This window comes from Staphylococcus coagulans, assembly GCF_022557135.1.
Lineage (GTDB): Bacteria > Bacillota > Bacilli > Staphylococcales > Staphylococcaceae > Staphylococcus > Staphylococcus coagulans.
Window position 1 is genome coordinate 61,240 of sequence record NZ_CP092966.1, and the last position, 18,525, is coordinate 79,764.

General features: G+C 30.5%; 15 protein-coding genes and 1 pseudogene. 14 read left to right on the forward strand and 2 right to left on the reverse strand.

Annotated elements, in window-relative coordinates; translation table 11 throughout:
- Positions 1-13 precede the first annotated feature (13 nt).
- From KM149_RS00310 to KM149_RS00360, 11 genes are all read left to right on the forward strand, one after another.
- Positions 14-700 (forward strand): class I SAM-dependent methyltransferase, encoded by a 687-nt coding sequence (locus KM149_RS00310; protein ID WP_103356125.1) that lies wholly within the window; start codon positions 14-16, stop codon positions 698-700.
- A 2-nt stretch (positions 701-702) separates the two neighbouring features.
- Complete coding sequence (locus tag KM149_RS00315) at positions 703-2,256, forward strand: ABC transporter substrate-binding protein (RefSeq protein WP_241415428.1); 1,554 nt, start codon at positions 703-705, stop codon at positions 2,254-2,256.
- Between the two features lies 1 nt (position 2,257).
- Positions 2,258-3,211: an ABC transporter permease gene (locus tag KM149_RS00320; protein WP_214970733.1), complete on the forward strand. Its 954-nt coding sequence runs from the start codon at positions 2,258-2,260 to the stop codon at positions 3,209-3,211.
- A complete protein-coding gene (locus KM149_RS00325; protein ID WP_214970730.1) occupies positions 3,204-3,983 on the forward strand; it encodes an ABC transporter permease in 780 nt (259 codons plus the stop codon). Before KM149_RS00320 ends, KM149_RS00325 begins: the two co-directional genes overlap by 8 nt.
- Complete coding sequence (locus KM149_RS00330) at positions 3,941-4,714, forward strand: ATP-binding cassette domain-containing protein (protein ID WP_214970727.1); 774 nt, start codon at positions 3,941-3,943, stop codon at positions 4,712-4,714. Before KM149_RS00325 ends, KM149_RS00330 begins: the two co-directional genes overlap by 43 nt.
- Positions 4,701-5,345, forward strand: a complete 645-nt coding sequence (locus KM149_RS00335; RefSeq protein ID WP_215021760.1) for an ABC transporter ATP-binding protein — start codon at positions 4,701-4,703, stop codon at positions 5,343-5,345. The genes KM149_RS00330 and KM149_RS00335 overlap by 14 nt, the downstream gene beginning before the upstream one ends.
- 572 nt (positions 5,346-5,917) lie before the next feature.
- Positions 5,918-6,397, forward strand: a complete 480-nt coding sequence (gene rlmH, locus KM149_RS00340) for a 23S rRNA (pseudouridine(1915)-N(3))-methyltransferase RlmH (RefSeq protein ID WP_214970722.1) — start codon at positions 5,918-5,920, stop codon at positions 6,395-6,397.
- A gap of 39 nt (positions 6,398-6,436) precedes the next feature.
- Positions 6,437-8,539: an AAA family ATPase gene (locus tag KM149_RS00345; RefSeq protein WP_214970719.1), complete on the forward strand. Its 2,103-nt coding sequence runs from the start codon at positions 6,437-6,439 to the stop codon at positions 8,537-8,539.
- Between the two features lie 197 nt (positions 8,540-8,736).
- Positions 8,737-10,638, forward strand: a complete 1,902-nt coding sequence (locus KM149_RS00350; protein ID WP_214970716.1) for a hypothetical protein — start codon at positions 8,737-8,739, stop codon at positions 10,636-10,638.
- Positions 10,635-11,492 (forward strand): hypothetical protein, encoded by an 858-nt coding sequence (locus KM149_RS00355; protein ID WP_214970713.1) that lies wholly within the window; start codon positions 10,635-10,637, stop codon positions 11,490-11,492. Before KM149_RS00350 ends, KM149_RS00355 begins: the two co-directional genes overlap by 4 nt.
- A complete protein-coding gene (locus KM149_RS00360) occupies positions 11,482-12,204 on the forward strand; it encodes a hypothetical protein (protein WP_214970710.1) in 723 nt (240 codons plus the stop codon). The genes KM149_RS00355 and KM149_RS00360 overlap by 11 nt, the downstream gene beginning before the upstream one ends.
- A 183-nt stretch (positions 12,205-12,387) precedes the next feature.
- Here KM149_RS00360 and istB read toward each other — a convergent pair.
- Positions 12,388-13,082: pseudogene (gene istB / locus KM149_RS00365) on the reverse strand (IS21-like element helper ATPase IstB); the annotation flags it as partial.
- Positions 13,083-13,351: 269 nt separating this feature from the next.
- Positions 13,352-15,043 carry a DUF262 domain-containing protein gene (locus tag KM149_RS00370; RefSeq protein WP_215021757.1) on the reverse strand — a complete coding sequence of 564 codons (1,692 nt, stop codon included), beginning with the start codon at positions 15,041-15,043 and terminating at the stop codon, positions 13,352-13,354.
- 544 nt (positions 15,044-15,587) lie between these two features.
- Here KM149_RS00370 and tnpA point away from each other — a divergent pair.
- The 3 genes from tnpA to KM149_RS00385 all read left to right on the forward strand — a co-directional run bounded on the left by tnpA (position 15,588) and on the right by KM149_RS00385 (position 18,333).
- Positions 15,588-16,070: an IS200/IS605 family transposase gene (gene tnpA, locus KM149_RS00375; protein WP_214970707.1), complete on the forward strand. Its 483-nt coding sequence runs from the start codon at positions 15,588-15,590 to the stop codon at positions 16,068-16,070.
- 193 nt (positions 16,071-16,263) lie between these two features.
- Entirely contained in the window at positions 16,264-17,460 is a 1,197-nt protein-coding gene (locus KM149_RS00380) for an AlbA family DNA-binding domain-containing protein (RefSeq protein WP_214970704.1), read from the forward strand.
- A gap of 57 nt (positions 17,461-17,517) precedes the next feature.
- Positions 17,518-18,333, forward strand: a complete 816-nt coding sequence (locus KM149_RS00385; protein WP_214970702.1) for a hypothetical protein — start codon at positions 17,518-17,520, stop codon at positions 18,331-18,333.
- Positions 18,334-18,525 lie beyond the last annotated feature (192 nt).

Consider the following 18,525-nt stretch of genomic DNA (forward strand, 5'->3'; position numbering starts at 1 on the left):
AAAGGAGTCTACTATGAAAGATAATTATGATGTTTGGTGGCAAAAAGGGAACGAGACAGATGACGATATGGCACGTGATCATGAAGCGGCATGGTATCGCACAATTTCACAAATAGATCAAGCAGATATTAAGGATAAAAAGGTTTTAGATTTTGGTTGTAATCAAGGCGGTTTACTACGTTTACTTTATGATACGATTCCCTTTCAACAAGGTGTAGGCATCGATTTAGCTAAAGTATCGTTAGAAAAAGCGAAAGAGATGGCAGGCAACCGGCCATTACAATTTTATTTAACAGACACACCGGCAGACGTAAAACAAAGATTTCACACAGTGTTAAGTACATCAGTTTTATATTTAATTGAAGATGTGTATGCGCACGCTGAAGCGATTAAAGCGGTATTGGAGCCGAATGGGGTCTATTATGCGACTTTTTCAGATGTGACAAATAATCCGAGTCGCGAATATATGGCAGAAACTATTAATAAATACGGCGCAACACCTTCACAAGACCATACTTTAAAATATGTCGTTGATAGTTTTGTGCAAGCGGGCTTTAACGTGTCGGTGATGAAAGAAAAAGTCCCTGCAGAAATTGATATTACGCATTATGAAGACTTCTATCTCACACCAAATGATTATTTACGTAATATTTATGAAGAGTCATTTTTAATTAAAGCGACATTGAAAGCGGGGGCTTAAATATGAAAAAAAGAATATTCGTCGCAGCAGTTGCGACAACGTCACTCATGCTCACAGCGTGCGGAAATGATGATAAAAAACAAGAAGCGATCTTTGTATCCTTACCTACAGAAGCAAAAGCGAATCAATTAGATGCACAAAGCTATGATGCAGCAATGCCTGTGTATAGTGCAGTGTATGAACCATTAGTTCAATATGATAAAAAGAGCGGTGTTAAACCTAAACTTGCTGAAAAATGGTCAGTAGACAGTGAAGGGAAAGTTTATACATTCCATCTTAAAAAAGACGTGAAATTTTCTGATGGTTCGCCTTTGAATGCTGAAGCGGTTAAATTTTCCATTGAACGTGCGAAAGCAATGAACCCAGAAACAACGGTCGAAACTTTAAAACAACTAGACAAGGTGACTGTTGATGATCAACACACAGTTTCAATTCATTTGAAAACACCGTCTAATCAAGTTTTGAATGAATTAACACAAGTTAGACCACTCCGAATCATGAGTCCACATGCAGTTGAAGGAGAAAAAACAAAAGGAAAGTTTAAAAAGGCAATAGGTACAGGCGCATTAATGGTAGATAAAACAGGTAAAGAACAAACTTCTATGAAACCGAACCCGCATTTTAACAATGATCACCCAGTTAAATATCATTTGAACTTCCAAACGATTGAAGACGGCGATTCTAGAAATGCTGCCGTACAAAGTGGCTCCATTGACGTAACAGGAGGTGCACTTGGAATGCTAACAGAACAACAAATTAAGTCACACCAAGATCAAAAAGACTTACACGTGGAAGATGCGCCAAGCACTGTGAGTCACTTTATGGCATTTAATCCGAAACAAGAGGTTCTAAAAAATAAAGCAATACGTCAAGCCATCAGTGAAAGCATTGATACGAAGCACTTATCGGATAAAGAAATGAAAGGGATTTTCCAAAAAGACGTGCAGTTCATCAATGAAAATAACCAAGAAAAGCACATTTTTGATGTCAAAGCTGCGAAAAAAGCGCTGAAATCAGAAGGCTATGAGCAAAATAAAGATGGTATTTTTGAAAAAGAGGGCAAACCGTTACAATTTAATCTTGTTACTCAAACTGCAGAATTTCCAAATTGGAAAGATAAAGCAGAACAAGTTCAATCAGATTTAAAGAAAGCAGGCATCAAAGTTCAAATTAAAACGTTAGATACACAATCTTATTACGATACTCTATGGACGAAAAAAGATTACGATATGATTTTCTATCGAACTTATTCAGATGCTTTAATGCCGTATCAGTTTATGAATTCTGTCTTTAAAAATGCAGATAACCAACCAGGTGTACTCGCAAATGATCCGACACTATCTAAACAATTAGAAGCGTTTCCGAAAGAGCTATCTAAAGGTGATCAACAACAAGCCTTTAATGAAATATTTAAACACTTCAACAAAGGTTACTATGGTGTGCCAATTGCTTATCCGAATGAAACATTTGTCACAAGTGATCGCATCGAAAACTTCAAATTCTCAGGATTAACAGATGCACCGATTGATTATGAAAAATTGAAAGTGAAACAATAAAGTGATCCAACGTACGATGAGACTTTTTGTGTATGTGATTGTGAGTTCATTTATTATCTTTTGTCTCGTTGAGCATACAGCGGGTAACCCAGCCTTATTGTATTTGCAAAGACATGGATACACACATATCACGCAAGCGAATATTGAAGCAGCCGAACACCATTTAGGTTTAAGTGGCAATCTATTATTTCGCTATTTCGATTGGCTAGGCCATGCTTTGACAGGAAATATAGGCTACAGTTTTATCACGAACGAAAGTGTTATGGGATTGATGATTCAAGCGATTGTACCGACGTTGAAGCTCATCATCATATCTGCGTGTATTTTATTGCCACTCGGTTATGCGATAGGCTATTTTGTAGGCCTCCAAGCGCATACACGTATCGCAAGTTTTATTCGTGGTTTCGCACAAGTCATCACATCGATGCCAGAATATTGGCTCGCCATTTTATTTGTATATTATTTTGGCGTGAAATGGCATCTTGTTCCTTTTGTAGGCAGTCAGACGTGGCAACACTTCATCTTGCCGATTGCTGTCATCGTATTAATTGAAGGTTGTCATATCTTGTTAATGACAGCACATTTAATCGAAAGTACAACAACGTTAGAGGCATACCGGTTAGCACAGTTACGTCATTACCGATTACAAGATCGTCTTTATGTTCAAATAAAAGCTGTTTTTGCGCCGTTATTAACCATTTCTGTGAATAGTATCATTCATTTATTTGGAAAAGCAGTTATTTTGGAAGTGATTTTTAGTATGTCGGGTTTAGGAAAGCTACTAATCAACGCTATTAATCAACGTGATTACCCGCTAATACAAGGGATTATCATCATAGTTATTTTCAGTATCATGCTGGTCAATTACGTGGGAGATATGATGATTTTGAAAAGCGAACCGCGTGTACGTATGAAGCGTGGTAAGAAGTTAGGAAAGGAAGAAGCCAATGAATAAGCAGCATCAACAATGGCTCATATGGGGTAGTATTGGACTGTTCCTTATCAGTTTAATCTTATATGTATGGTTTCAACCAAATGAAGGACATCCTCAACTTCAAAGCCCGAACTTTTCAAATCTACTGGGAACAGATCAACGTGGCAGAGATTTTCTAGTCCGTCTCATCATAGGAAGTGGCGTAACATTAAGTTTAACGGCTTGTGTGGTCTACCTTAGTGTGACGATTGGCTTGATTATGGGACTTACGTCAGCGATGCTAGGACGTTGGGTAGATAAAGCATTCATGTTTATAGCGGATATGTTACTCGCGATTCCATCATTTATTATCGCACTCGCTGTCCTTAGCTTTTTAAGTGATTCAGTCTTTGGACTTGTTTTTGCACTTACAATCGGATGGGTCGGTCGTTACTTACGCTATTTCAGAAATTTAGCCCGTGATTTACAGAAACGACCTTTCGTACAATTTGCGGTGTTGAGTGGTTATTCAAAATTTCAAACGACAATGACGCATATTATGCCACACATGATACGAAATATTTTTGCGCTAGTCACTGCAGATTTTGGAAAAATGATGTTAAGCATCTCAGGACTTGCCTTTTTAGGATTAGGACTTAAACCCCCTACGCCTGAACTGGGCACCATTTTATTCGACGGCAAGAGCTACTTCAATACAGCGCCGTGGCTGTTTTTCTATCCAGGTCTTTTATTAGGAGGTTATGCGTTAATATGCCAGTTACTCAACAAAAAGTACGTTCAAACGATGAAATAATTAGCGTGGATCAATTTACAATAACGCATCAAGATCGCATCTTATTAAAAGATATTGCTTTGACAGTCACAAAAGGTGCATTTCACTGCATCATAGGAGAAAGTGGAAGCGGGAAGACTTTGCTGACACGTGCGATTTTACAAATGAATGCGCCACAACTCGAGCAGAAAGGTACCATCGCTGTAGACTTAGCTCAAGTCGATGCTGTTTTTCAAGATGTCCAAAGTAATATGTTTCAAAATGTGACGTTACAAAAGCATTTTAATGCATTATACGCGACAAAATCGAAGCGACCATCACGCAAAGACCAACAAAGTGAGATTCATCAAATGATGACACAATTAGGTCTATCACAACCTGAACAGTTGTTAAAAAGGTATCCTTTTGAATTAAGTGGGGGCATGACACAACGTATCGCATTTATCATGGCATTGGTTAGACAACCCGACTGCTTAATCTTAGATGAACCCACAAGTGCACTGGATCAAGAGAACAGTCAAAAATTCATGCATCACTTAATGGAAGTCATCCGTCAGCGTGACCTCACTGTGCTCTTTGTCACACATGACTTTAACCTCGTACGGCGTTACGCCACGCATGTCAGTGTCATGAAATCAGGGGAAATGATAGAGTCAGGCCCTGTAACACAAATATTGTCACGACCGAAGCATCCTTACACCCAACAACTTATTGAAGCAGCCAATCGGAGAAATGCCTATGTTACGTATTAAAAATCTTACTAAAAAAATAGATGGGCGTACTATTTTGGACCATATTGACATCACAATGCCTACCACACATTTACGCATTAAAGGTGAAAGTGGAAGCGGGAAATCGACGTTCGCACGTATTATCGCAGGGCTCGATCAAGATTATTCTGGGGAAGTCTGGTGGAATGATCAGCGCTGTCGTGACTTTAAACCAAAAGACTGGATGAAGCGCGTGCAGTATGTCCCACAATATGAAAGAGACACGTTAGACAATCACAAAACAGTCGAAGCCGTTTTGAAAGCCCCATTGAAAAATTTTAAATTTGATAAGGCGACATACAGTCAAAAAATAGACGATGTCCTTAAGCAATGTATACTCCCGCAATCAATGCTTCAACAACGGGTCCAAACATTAAGTGGCGGTCAATTTCAACGCTTATGGATTGCGAAGGCACTCATCGTTGAGCCTGAAGTGTTGATATTAGATGAAGCTACTACGAATTTAGATGTAATGAATGAAGATTTGATGCTCGATATGCTACAAAATATAGAAGGTTTACAAATGATAGTCATCTCTCATGATCCATATGTACTCAGTCGTTTTGAGGGTGTTGAATATGAATTGAAAATGAATGCAACGAGAGAGCAGTAATTGTTTAAGATCCAAATGGATAATTATGGACGTAGTTATATTGAATAGAGAGCATTTTTAGCTTGAGAATTATAAGTATGAAGAAAAAAAGAGATTGAGACATTTTAGTGTTTCAATCTCTTTTTATATAAGACATTGGTATGAAAAAGAAGTAGAGTAGTATTGAGTGATAGTGGCAAATCTATTTGAGACCAGAAAAATTCGGTGAAAATTTAAAATGTTATCTTTATACAAAGCGTTTTAAAGGGTAAATATCATGTAAAGCGATGAGATAAGGGATGAAATAATAGGAATAGGAAAGAGCATCTGCGGAAGTGAATAAAAGTGCAAAATGTGGCGCACTTATCCCCAAATGTGTGCACAAAGTATATGACTTACACACAATTCACATGTTAATAACGTAGTTACTAACAAAGTTATCCACATATCAACAGGTTTATACACAATAAAAGGATGCAATTTCTAAAATACTGTGTACAAACTTTATGCAAAAAACGTTATAATGGGTATAAACATGTGAATAACTGAATAACTTGTGGATAACTTTACGTTTATTCACAATGGAGGTCAAAATGAAAATTACTGTTGTCGCAGTTGGAAAACTGAAAGAGAAATACTGGAAGCAAGCTATTGCAGAGTACAGCAAAAGACTAGGGGCATACACAAAATTAGAAATGATTGAAGTTCCAGATGAAAAAGCACCTGAAACGATGAGCGATAAAGAAGTCGAACAAGTGAAACAAAAAGAGGGCCAACGTATTTTAAGTAAAATCAAACCCCAATCTACAGTCATCACATTGGAAATCGAAGGTGAGATGGTTAGCTCTGAAGCCTTATCCACAACATTAAATCAACGTATGACGCAAGGTGCGAGTGACTTTACCTTTGTGATAGGGGGATCTAATGGCTTACATCAAGACGTCTTAAACCGAAGCAACTTCGCATTGTCATTCAGTAAAATGACATTTCCTCATCAAATGATACGCGTCATCTTGTTAGAGCAAGTATATCGAGCATTTAAAATAATGCGGGGAGAAGCGTATCATAAGTGATAGGCTATATAATTAAAAAAATATAAAGAGGGGAATAATATGATTTTCGAAATTTCACTTCCAATAGATAGGTTTGATAATAAAAAAATGTCGGGCTTCAAGAGAAAAAATTTTATTTATGGTAAAAATGGTACTGGAAAAAGTTCAATTACAGAAGAAATTATAAATCAATACTCTGACAGTCATAATGTATTTGTGTTCCAAGGATTTCATAGTGTTATTGCAGAAAATGGGAAGTTAAATGCTATATCTTTAGGAAGCGAAAATGCAAAATTACAAGCTCAAATTGATATTCAAAATAAAGTAGTTAATAAATTAACTGAAGACTTAATCAATTCAGATGAATTGAATAGCAATACTTTTTCTCAATTAAATATAGCCAAAAATAAACTTGGCGAGTTAGAACATAAAATTGATGATTTTTATAGAAGGGCAGCTAGTAGAATAAAAAACAATCACCCTGAATGGACGGGGATAAAATACAATAAAAATGATTTTAAAAGAGATATCAAATATGCTGATTCTTTAAGTGATGATGAAGTGTTAGAACAAAGAAATAATGAAAAACAAAGTACTATTGATGTTATAAAAAAAGTGAATTTAAATGAAATTGATGGTAGAGATGTTTTAGAATCTGTAAATCAAATTATTACAATAAGCGTTACAAAATCAGTAGTTTTAAACTTTCAATCAAGTGATAAAATGAATTGGGTAAAAAAGGGATTACATTTGCATGCAGAAGGAGATTATTGTGCTTTTTGTGGTTCAATAGTTAACAAATCACGATTGGATGATTTAAATAGTTATTTTAATGATGAAATGAAAAATTTAGAAAAAAAGATAGATGATGAAGTAACTATAATTAATAACAGAAAAACAGAAATAAAAAAATTAAAAGAATTAGAAATAAATAAATTTTATACTAATTTTCACAGTAAAATTAATGAAGTTAATACAAAAATAATGAAATATAAAGAGGATTATAATATATTTTTTGATTCAATACTTAATGCACTTGCGGAAAAGAAAGAAAATATTTTTTTACCTTTAAAAAAACTGACAATTAATCCGCCATCTGGATTTAGTGAAATAGTATTAGAAATCAATGATTTAGTTAATGAAAATATAATATTTCACAATAATTTGGAAGAAATAAAAAAAGAAGCACGAGCGAAACTTAAATTGAATGAAGTTTCAATAGAACTTAAAGAAAATAATTATTATGAAATCGAATCAGAACTAGAAAAAATTAAATTTCACAAAGAAAAAATTAAAACTATATTTGATAATAAACAAGAAGAACTATCGGTTGAGAAAGAAAAGTTAAAAAGTTTGCTATCTAAAACAGTTGATGAAAGTAAAGCAGCTGAAAATATTAACAAATTATTAAAAAGGCTAGGAAATCAATCATTTACATTAATTAATGTAAATGAAGATGGACAAAAAGGACAGTATAGTATTAAAGGGTATGATGAAGAGCTTAGAGATATAGAAACGTTGAGTACAGGAGAAAAAAATATAGTAGCATTCCTTTGGTTTATGTATAACTTAGAAAATATTAAATTGAAAGCAAGTAATGATACTGTAATAATCTTTGATGATCCAATGAATAGCAATGATGATACAGTACAATATTTAATTATTGCTAAAATTCAAGAATTACTCAAGAATATAGGTGATAGACAAATATTTATTTTAACTCATAATGTACATTTTTATTTAAATGCTAGGTATTTATGGTGGAATGGGCATAAAAAAGAAACATATGATAAAACTACGATTCATTTGTTTAAGAACGGTGTTAAAACACAATTCAATTTTATAAATAATGAAGAAGATGACTTAAAAACTAGCTATGATGCTTTATGGTCTGAAGTTAAATGGTTATACATACGTAGAAAACCGGAAATGATGTTAAACCCTTTACGACGAATCTTTGAAACATATCTAAAATTTAATAATATTAAAGGTGCATATCTTGACGATATTGAGGCAAGAAAATTATTTAATGTAAATTCCCACTCAATAGATGATTTAGAAGTAGATTTAAACGGAAAAGATGAAAGACAGCTCATGGAAAAAGTAAAATATATATTTGATGATATAGGCGGTAAAGACCATTTTGATCATTATTGGAAATGACTTTTAACTAAGTGATCATAAATATAATTGCAGGAATAGTTAAGATTAAAACAGTTAGTATTAAAATTTTTATAGATTGTGTTTATACTTCGCTTGTTTTATCTGATTTATATTGAATATAATCTTAGAATAATTAAATTAATTTTCGTATAGGTTTTATTAATAAGACTAAATTTTGTAATTAGAGGGAGATAAAAATGCTTAATGAAAATTTTCAATTCAGAGTTATAGATGATATAGAGGAGGCTGTATTCGATAAATCACTAGAGAAATTTTATGGCAATGGAATTGAAGGCACGATTAAAGAGAACATTCAAAATTCCTTAGATGCTAGATTATACAGTGATTTTAGTCAGCCGGTAAAAATTAAAATTAATTTAGATAAGATAAATAAATCTCATTTACCAGGAATAGATGAAATCTTTGAACATATTAATGCCTTACAAGGCGGCAATGACTATACAAAAGAAACTATAACATATATGCAAGAACAAGATGAAGTTGAAGAAGTAGCTATATTAACTATTGAAGATAGCAATACTAAAGGATTGACAGGTGCAAAAAATGGACAAAATTTTTCTAACAAAGATACCTTCGGAATCTATGCATATAAGAAAGGAGTACACGCAATAGATGAAAATAATGCTACTGAAAATAGTAGAGGCGGTTCTCATGGTATAGGTAAAATAGCAAATAATGCAGCTTCAGATATTAATTTAATGTATTTTGCCAACTGTGATTCTGAAAAGAATCAGCATATTGGTGGTACAGTACATTTAATTGAACATAAATTAAATGAAAAATGTTTTAGAGCAACTGGATATTATTCTGATATAAATGAAAATAGAGATTTAATACCGTTTGAAAACAGAAATAATCATCATATCTTTAAAAAAGATACACGCGGATTAAAAATAATTATCCCTTATATAAGATATGAATTTTTTGACGTAAGGAAAATTACTAAGGCCATATGTGATAACTTCTTTTTAGCAATCATAAATAATAGTATTGTTATTGAAATAAATGATGAAGATAATGTAAAATTGCTAATTAACAGTGAAACTATAAAAGATATAGTGCAGGATCCTCGATATTACGAAACAAAAGTAGAAGAAATGAAAAAAGTATTTACCCCTTTATATATTGATACATATCTAAACTATGAACCAAGAGAGATTATAGTCTCTAATAATTTAGAAAATTTTAAATTCAAGCTGTATTTTAATTATAATGAAGAAATATATACAGGAAGAGTTGCAATCTTGAGAACAATTGGGATGAAAATAACAGATTTAAAAGTTAAAAATCGAGTTAGAAAATCATTTAATGCTGTTTTAATAGGTGGAAACAAAGAAGATAGTTACTTAAAATCATTAGAGAATGAATCTCATACAGATATATCTGGAAATGATATTCGAGATAAACAAGAAAAGGAAAATGCAAAAAAATTTATTAATAACTTGCATTTGGAGCTAAAAAAAATTATTGATGAAGCAACTAATGTAAATTACTCAACTGATGGAGCTATCAACACAGATGATCTGTTTTTTGAAACTATTGCTTCGTTCAAAAAAGATCTACAAAATAATACAGAAAAAGTAAAGTTGAATAAAGGCGGTGAATTGCGCAAAGTAAAAGAAAAGAAGGAGCGCAGGGATAAAGTAGGTGCAAAAGTTAGAAATAAAAATAAAAAAGGTAATGGTAGTAAAAGAAAGCCTAGGAAAATAAAAAGTGCAGCTGACTCGACTGTTGAAACTATCATTACCCCTTTTAATGCTGTAGAAAGAATACGCTTTAATAAAAAGGAACTTTTAAATATTAAAATTAAAGAAGCAGGATTAGATACATCAATCTTAAAATGTAATTTAAAATTTAAAATAATAGATGGTAGTGGATATACTTTAGATGAAAAATTTCATATAGAAAAATACTATCGAAAGATAATAGATAGGAACAAAGCAAAAAAATGTCTAGTTTTAGAAGACACAATTTACGAGTTAGATATTAAAGGTGGAATTATTGATTTGGAACTACATACTAATGAAAAACTACAAAATAATTTAAAATTTATGTATGAATTGGAAGTGGAATTATGATATATAATAAAGACGTTGCATTTCCGTATCCAGTCTTAACTAATAGTAATAATGGGTATATCGATTCTTCATTTGATTTTGATATCAGTGATTTATATGATGATGGAAAGAATTATATTTTTTACATTATATATAAAATCGAAAATAAATTTATAAAAAGTTTAATCAATGAAGGTAAAGCTATTATAGTTTTTATTGCCCGTGCCCAAGACAATTATTTTAAAAAATTAGAAGCAAACCAAACTAAAATTATTATTCCGAAAAGTAAAATTTCATTATTTAACAGAACAACTATCCAATTACATATTCAATCACTTGAAGAAATAACAATGACAAATTGTGATGAATTAACACCTTTTTATGACAAATACAAAGATAAAATAATATTATCCAAAAATGTATTATTAGGTTATTCCAATTTAGTTAAATATCAAGGTTCTGAATATAGTTCATTAGAATTATTTAAACGATCAATTAAGCCAGAATATCAAAGTGCATTTGAAGTAGAATTAAACGAAGATTCTATAATATTAAAATTTAATGATCATAAATACGCAATTAGCAATGATAGCTCTGGTAACTTGATAAATATGTATTTATACGTAGGGTTAAGTCGAGCACTTTATGCTTTTATTGTAAATAACAATTTTGAAAGAGAGGAGTTCATTGAATTAGAATCATTAAGTGAGCACCAAATGAATAATTTAGATAGCAAGCTATTAAGTTTAATGTTAAATAAAGGGATTAAAGAAATAGATTATGAAAGTATTGACAGTATAATTGATAAAATTTCAAATAAAATGATTGAAAAATACGTAAATTCTATTGAAAGGATAAATAACTATGAAAATTAATTTATTAAATAAATGTTATAAAAATAATGAAATTATATATGAAGATTTTTTGAGTGGAAAAATAAATTATAATAAAGATTATTTTTCTAAAGAATATAAAATTATTGATCCCATACCCAATTTTCCCATTTATATAATGAAGTCTCAAGTGGATGAATTTGTAGAAGCAGTAAAAATCTTAAAAGATTATATAATTCATACAGATAGAGACATTCATTTGAACGGTACGTTTTGGCATTCATATCTACTAGTTGAAAAAAGAGATTACATTTTAAAAAAATATCCCCAAGTTGGAGAATCTATTGAAAAATTTAATAATATTGTATTAAAAAAGTTTAACTGGGAGAACTATATTTATAAGTGCGTACTAGCGGCAGAATATATTGATGATGCAGGTTTAATGAATAACTTTGAAGAGCAAAAGTATGCAAGGTTGTTTTATGAAAATTTAGATTTATTTAATTATATTATTAAGTATCCAATATTTAGAAATTCACAATTCATAATAAAGTTCTTTAGTATTATTGATGAAGAAAATCTTTCACACAAAATGAAATCAAGAATTAAACATAATACTGATTTAGGAGGAGATCAACGTTATGGTAGGAGGGTAATATTTGAACTTAATAAAAATTACCCTATTATTATGTCACCGTTTCTCGAAAAAGAAGAATTAAAAAACGAAGTATATAAAGTATTAAGTTCTTTTTAGTAATAAAATTAATACAATAAACAATATGTAAATATTTTATATTTAAAATAAAGATTCACGCAATGATTAAACAAAACACTTAATAATATATAAGTTTTTATTAACTTTATAAGGAAAGAGTATAAACGACAAGATAAATATGTACAATTTTGCTTGAATAAGAATGTACAGTTTTATTCTTTTTTCTGAAGGGAAATGATTTTTTAATCTATAAGACTTTCCAACGATAGAGACGATTGAGGCATGATGCAATACGCGGTCTAAAATTTCGTTCGCTTTTTTAGTATCTTGGAATACCGCATCCCATGCTTTAAAATTAATATTCGTGGTAAGTATAGTGCTTTTCTTTTCATATCGACGATCAATAACTTGAAAAAACAACTTTGCGTCTTCAACATCAATCGGTAAATATCCGATTTCATCAATAATAAAAAGCTTGTATTTACTATAATGTTTAAGCCTAGTTTCAACACTCCCTTCATTGTGAGCCTTACGTAAATTCTCAATCAACTGCTGACATTTTATAAAGTAGGTGCTATTTCTTTTTTAGCAGCAGCTATACCTAAGGCGGTTGCGAGGTGGGTTTTACCCACCCCCCTAGGACCTAGAAAAACGATGTTTTCTTTGTTTTCTATAAATCTTAAAGACATAAAATCCCTGATTTTCTGTGGATTAATACTCGGTTGAAACTCAAAATCAAAACTGCTAAGCTCTTTTTGAAATGGGAACCCCGCCACTTTAACCATAGATTGAATCATATTTTTTTCTCTTATATCCACTTCATAGTTTGTCAGCTTAATCAGTGAATCGATAATAGAACCATTGTTCCTAATATTAAAATCTACAACTTCATCCAGTTGTAATATCATTTGTTTCATTTTCAGATACTCTAAATTATCTAGGAGCTGTCTTTAGTTAGAGTTCGTTTAGTATAGGTCCCTTTTTTCGACTTTAATTACACCTACACACAATAATATGATGTGAGTTATTATACCATTCCTCTGATATCAATAGCAGTTAGAAATTTTGTATTTTAATACAAAAACTTAAAGTGCAAAATTCATAAAAGTAATGAATTGTCAATCTCAATATAACTCAATAACAGTTATTCTTAGTAAGAGATGATGATATCCTTGAATACTGATTGTTAAGCGTTCAAAATAGGCCATAGTTCGAGGATCATTTTAGCTAATTCTTCAGTTCTATTGTCTATCTCAAGTCTTGTCCAACTGTTGTTTTTAGAGATAGCAGTATTTTGACTGATCTTACTCTCTTTTAATTGTATGCGTTTTTCATTGAATTCTTTGTTACCTAAATCTGAATTTCTCTTTCCTAAAATTAAAGTGAGGTTTCCTAGTTTATAAATATATTCATTTAAATCATCAGCAAATATTGTTAGCCAACTACTACCGTCTTTAGGATTTTGAGGTAAAATATGTTCTAAATTAACAAATTGTGTGTCGTTATTAATAGTAATTTCTCTATCATTTTCATGGTCATAAATATCTCTTAATATATATCGGATAATCTTATTTTCATTTTTTTTAATTTTTCTATTCTTAATTGCTACTAGTGTTTCTTCATCATTTATGATTTTACTATTAAGGTCTATAATAATAGTTTCTAAAATAGAGTTATTTGAATTGAAAATTTTTTTTGCTAAGTCAGGATAGAAACTTTCAAGCGTGTTTGCTTTTTGTTTTGCAAAAAAAATATTTCTTATTTGTATGGTTAAACATATCTTTAAAACTTTGTTTATATCAGCTAATGGGTAATTTTTGAAGTTCATAGCAAGTATAATAGGTCTATATTGTATAGCACCAACTATTTTTAAACCTTCAACTAGCTTATTAAATTTTTTAAGATCTTTTTCATTATCTTCATTTCTTTTGCGTTGATTAGGTTCATGTAATTCTAAAAAATATTTAGAAATATTTTGCATATTATAAAGTAAATTTTCAACGTGCTCTGGGTCTTTTAATAAGCCTTTCTTCTCAAGTGTTTCAAAAGATTTTTGACTACTTGTCTTTCCATTGTAAAGAGAAACAAATTGAGTTAAAAATTGATTTTTATTAAGTAAATCAGTGTTAGCTTCTATTGCCTCCCAATATTTAGCCGTAGTATTTTCAGATGTGATTTTAATACATTTATTTTTTAGTACGTAAAAGTCTACTAATTTTTTACCTGTATTATTTAATGTTTCAAACATTTGATTAGCAATATCTTCATTTGGGGTTTCAAGTATAATAACATACATTTTTTCAGTCATTGCTTCAACTATTCCTAATAAATCCTCCACCTGTAATTGGTTTTGAATATAGTAACTATCTATCAAAGATCTTAAGCTATCATAATTCTTTTTTAATCCTTTTTCATTATCAGTTATAGTATAATTATAATCTTTGTTGTTTTCAATAATATAATTTTCGAAAAAATCATTTGTTTCTTTTTTTCCAAAAATAATTTTTGAATTATTTGCCGAGTTTGAACGCCAATCTTCTTTTTTTATAAATTCTTCTTTTAATTGATCAGCCAATTTAGATTTTCCTAAATCTTTTAATTTATGTATTATCACACAAATGAAAATTAATAATGTTACGGTTCTTTGCTGACCGTCAAAGATATTTTGATGGTCATCTTCTAAATATATGGTGATAAAATTTAATATATGTTGTTCTTTTTTTCCTTCATAAATAGCAATTATATCTCCGAATAATCTTTCTACTTGAGATAAACTCCATTCATAAGGCCGTTGAGTATAAGGTATAATAAATTTCCCATTAGATAAAAGTAGGTATTCATTTAGTTTTTTATCATCAGCTTTTAATAATGATTCCATTATTTCCCCCTGTTTATAAAGTTATTTTATATAGCTAAATATATTGTACAATATATTTAGTTGTATATGTTAATAGCGGTTTGAAAATGTTGTTTTATTTGTTGTGTTTAACAAAGTGTACGTACATAATATGCGGTCTTCGTACAATATATTCTTCAAAATTGCTAATTTGATAAACATCATTATCTAGTTGAACTTGATTTCTATCTACTATGTAATAGATTTTTATTATTAGATCTATTTCCACTTTTTAAATGTAACCACTCATATTTAAACATTTCACTAGTGATTAAATACATTATCTTTTCTAATAAAGATTTATAGTCATGAAGTGCAATTCAAGTAAAAATAAACTTGATTTTAACAGAGTGGAACAGAAATCGATTTGATTTCTTTGTTCCACTCTTTTTTTGAATAAAAGTAAACCATGCGCTATGCGTATGGTTCCGGAAAGGTTCTACCGTTGTATTAAAATAGGCACCTCAACATGCTAGAATAATATTTGGTCAGCCAACCAATATTAATTGCATGAGGAGATGCCAAAATGTCTAACGACACAAATAGTTTAGCACATACAAAATGGAATTGTAAGTATCACATAGTTTTTGCACCTAAATATAGAAGACAAATAATATACGGAAAATTAAAAAGAGATATAGGTTTAATTTTGAGACAACTATGTGAAAGAAAAGGTGTAGAAATAATAGAAGCCGAAGCATGTAAAGATCATATACATATGCTAGTGAGTATCCCACCAAAACTAAGTGTTTCTCAATTTGTAGGATATTTAAAAGGGAAGAGCAGTTTAATGATTTTTGATAGACATGCACATTTGAAATATAGATATGGAAATAGAAAATTTTGGTGTAAAGGTTTCTATGTAGATACGGTTGGAAGAAATAAAAAGGTAATAGAAGAATATATTCGAAATCAATTACAAGAAGATATCGTAGCAGAGCAACTCACAATGATGGAATACATAGATCCATATACAGGGGAAGAGAATAAAAAGTTGAGGAAAAAATAGAACCCTTATAAGGGCTAGTCAGTAACAGAGGCTTTCAGCCTAAGAACAAACCACCCGTTCACACGGGTGGTTTTGATTGATGACTAAGTTTTCTCAATTATTTTTATAAAATAATCGTATCAAACAAGCCTGACTGTGAGATAATAAAAATTAAAATAATTGATATAATTATCAAATTTTGGCGGTGATTGATATGGATAATAAGTTATTAACTCAAACTATAGCTGATTTAATCGAGTTGAAATATGAAGGTAACTATTGGGATTATAAACAAGAACATCATTCAAAAGAAAATAATCACAAATTACTACATGATATTATTTGTCTTGCTAATAATCTTGAAAATAGAGAAGCTTATCTCATTATTGGCGTAGATGATAATGGAAACGTGGTTGGGTTTAATGATGATAGTTTTAGAAGGAATCAGCAACAGATAAATAATTTGGTGAGAGACAAACGATGGGAAGGTTATGGCGCGCCTGATATCAAACTTCGTACAATACATTTGGAAGGAAAAGAGGTTGATGTAATAGTTATTCCGCAATCCAGGCATGTACCATATACGTTAGCAGATGATATTAAACCTAATGGACAAAAGAATATATTCTTAAGGAAGCGCAACATATATACGAGGAATCAAGACAGTAATACTCCACACAATAGCGCTGCTACAATTACTGAAGTAGAGCAGTTAATGAAAATTAGGTTGGGAATATTGCCTGATCCAATAGAAAGAGTTAGAAAATATATTGATGATATAGAGAACTGGAAATTAATTAATTCTGATTATGATGGTACGTCTTGGTATTATCTTTTACATCCTGAATACACAATCGAGGTATTACATGAGGAAGAAGATAAGAATAATCAACCACCTAATTTTTGTTTTATACAGACGAATGGTAGGGGTTCAAGATTAAAGATTAATGTTAAGTGTCATTCGACGATATTATACAGGGATTCAGCAAGGTATGTTGATGAAACACGAGGAATGGTAGTGTACCCCAATCATTCGACATTGAATGTCTTTAAGCTTGACAGTAAACTTAGTAATGTTTTTGATTACTATATCAAAGACTCAATTAAAATACAGCTTTCATCGTTTTTAATGAAGTTAAATGGCTTAGATAGTAATGGTTTGTTGTGGGAAAAACATATTTCATATATACCCGTTTTTAAGGATGAAAATGAGATGACTGAAGTAAAGGTGTTGATTAATAATAATCCTGAACAGGCTATGAAAGGTGTTAATCATTATAAAGAAGAAGTAGTGATAGCAGGATATAACATGAAGTTAAACGATGAAGAACATGGACTCGTAAAACAAGGATTAGCCACTAATTTATTAGTTATTGGAAAAATAAAGGAATATAGAGAACTATATAGCTAAGCCGTCATAGATTTTACTATAGATATTAAATAAAATGTAAAAAGGGGATTATTATTAATGGAGATATCTTATTTATTAGATGTTTTGTTTAAGGGTAGTGTAACTAGCGTAATTTCAGGTATAATTTTACGCATATTTATAAGTGGATATTATAAGTTAAAAACCGATAGGAATTCAGATGTCTTTGAAGATGCACTCTCCTATTTTCTTTTCTTTTTTATGATTTATCTTGTATTTAGTGTGTTTAACCATTCATTACTTCATCTAATTCAAAACAAATATGAGTCTGCTAAATACATCTCTTATGTTACATACTTTACAATAACGTTAAGTTATGTGATGGGTATCGTCATTCCAATAGCATTTGCCAAAATTGTAATTTTTTTAAGAAACAAGTTTTACTTAATTAAAAAAGGTAATGAACCTTGTTATAGACTTTTAATGTATGGTACAAATATTTTGGAATCAAAAGGGTTTGAATTTAATAATTCAATTTCTAAAGTATTTTTTAGTAGAAATGATAATATTAAATACTACAATAGAGAAGAAAAATTATATTTTGATAAAAATCTCAAAGAGTATATTTTTGAAGTTGTATATACACATAAATATCTTTTAAAAAGGTTTCTTAAAATTGTCCCCAAAAGATGGATATTTCTTTTTTTTCTACCACCTTTATTTTGCTTATTAATGCTAGTAATTACATATATAATAGAAATAAATATTGTATTATCTTGGTTTATAATTGGTAGCATAATGTTTTCTTATCTTGCAGATTTTATGATTATTGTTCACATTTCAACATATATCCTAAGGGAAAATAAACAAGATCAACATGAAGGCTACTATAGAAATAATAAACAATTAGTATAATATAATCGGAGGGCTAATAATAAATATGTAGCTCTTTTAGTTCAGAAACTATAGCTTCTTGAAGTTTCATCCTTAATGAATGCAAAAACTGATACTACTTTTAATGTAAACTTTGTATTTCCTGTTAATTTTAGGAAATTTATAATGAAAAAATGAGAAAATTCTTAAACTGTTTTGTCTTTGATTTTGAGT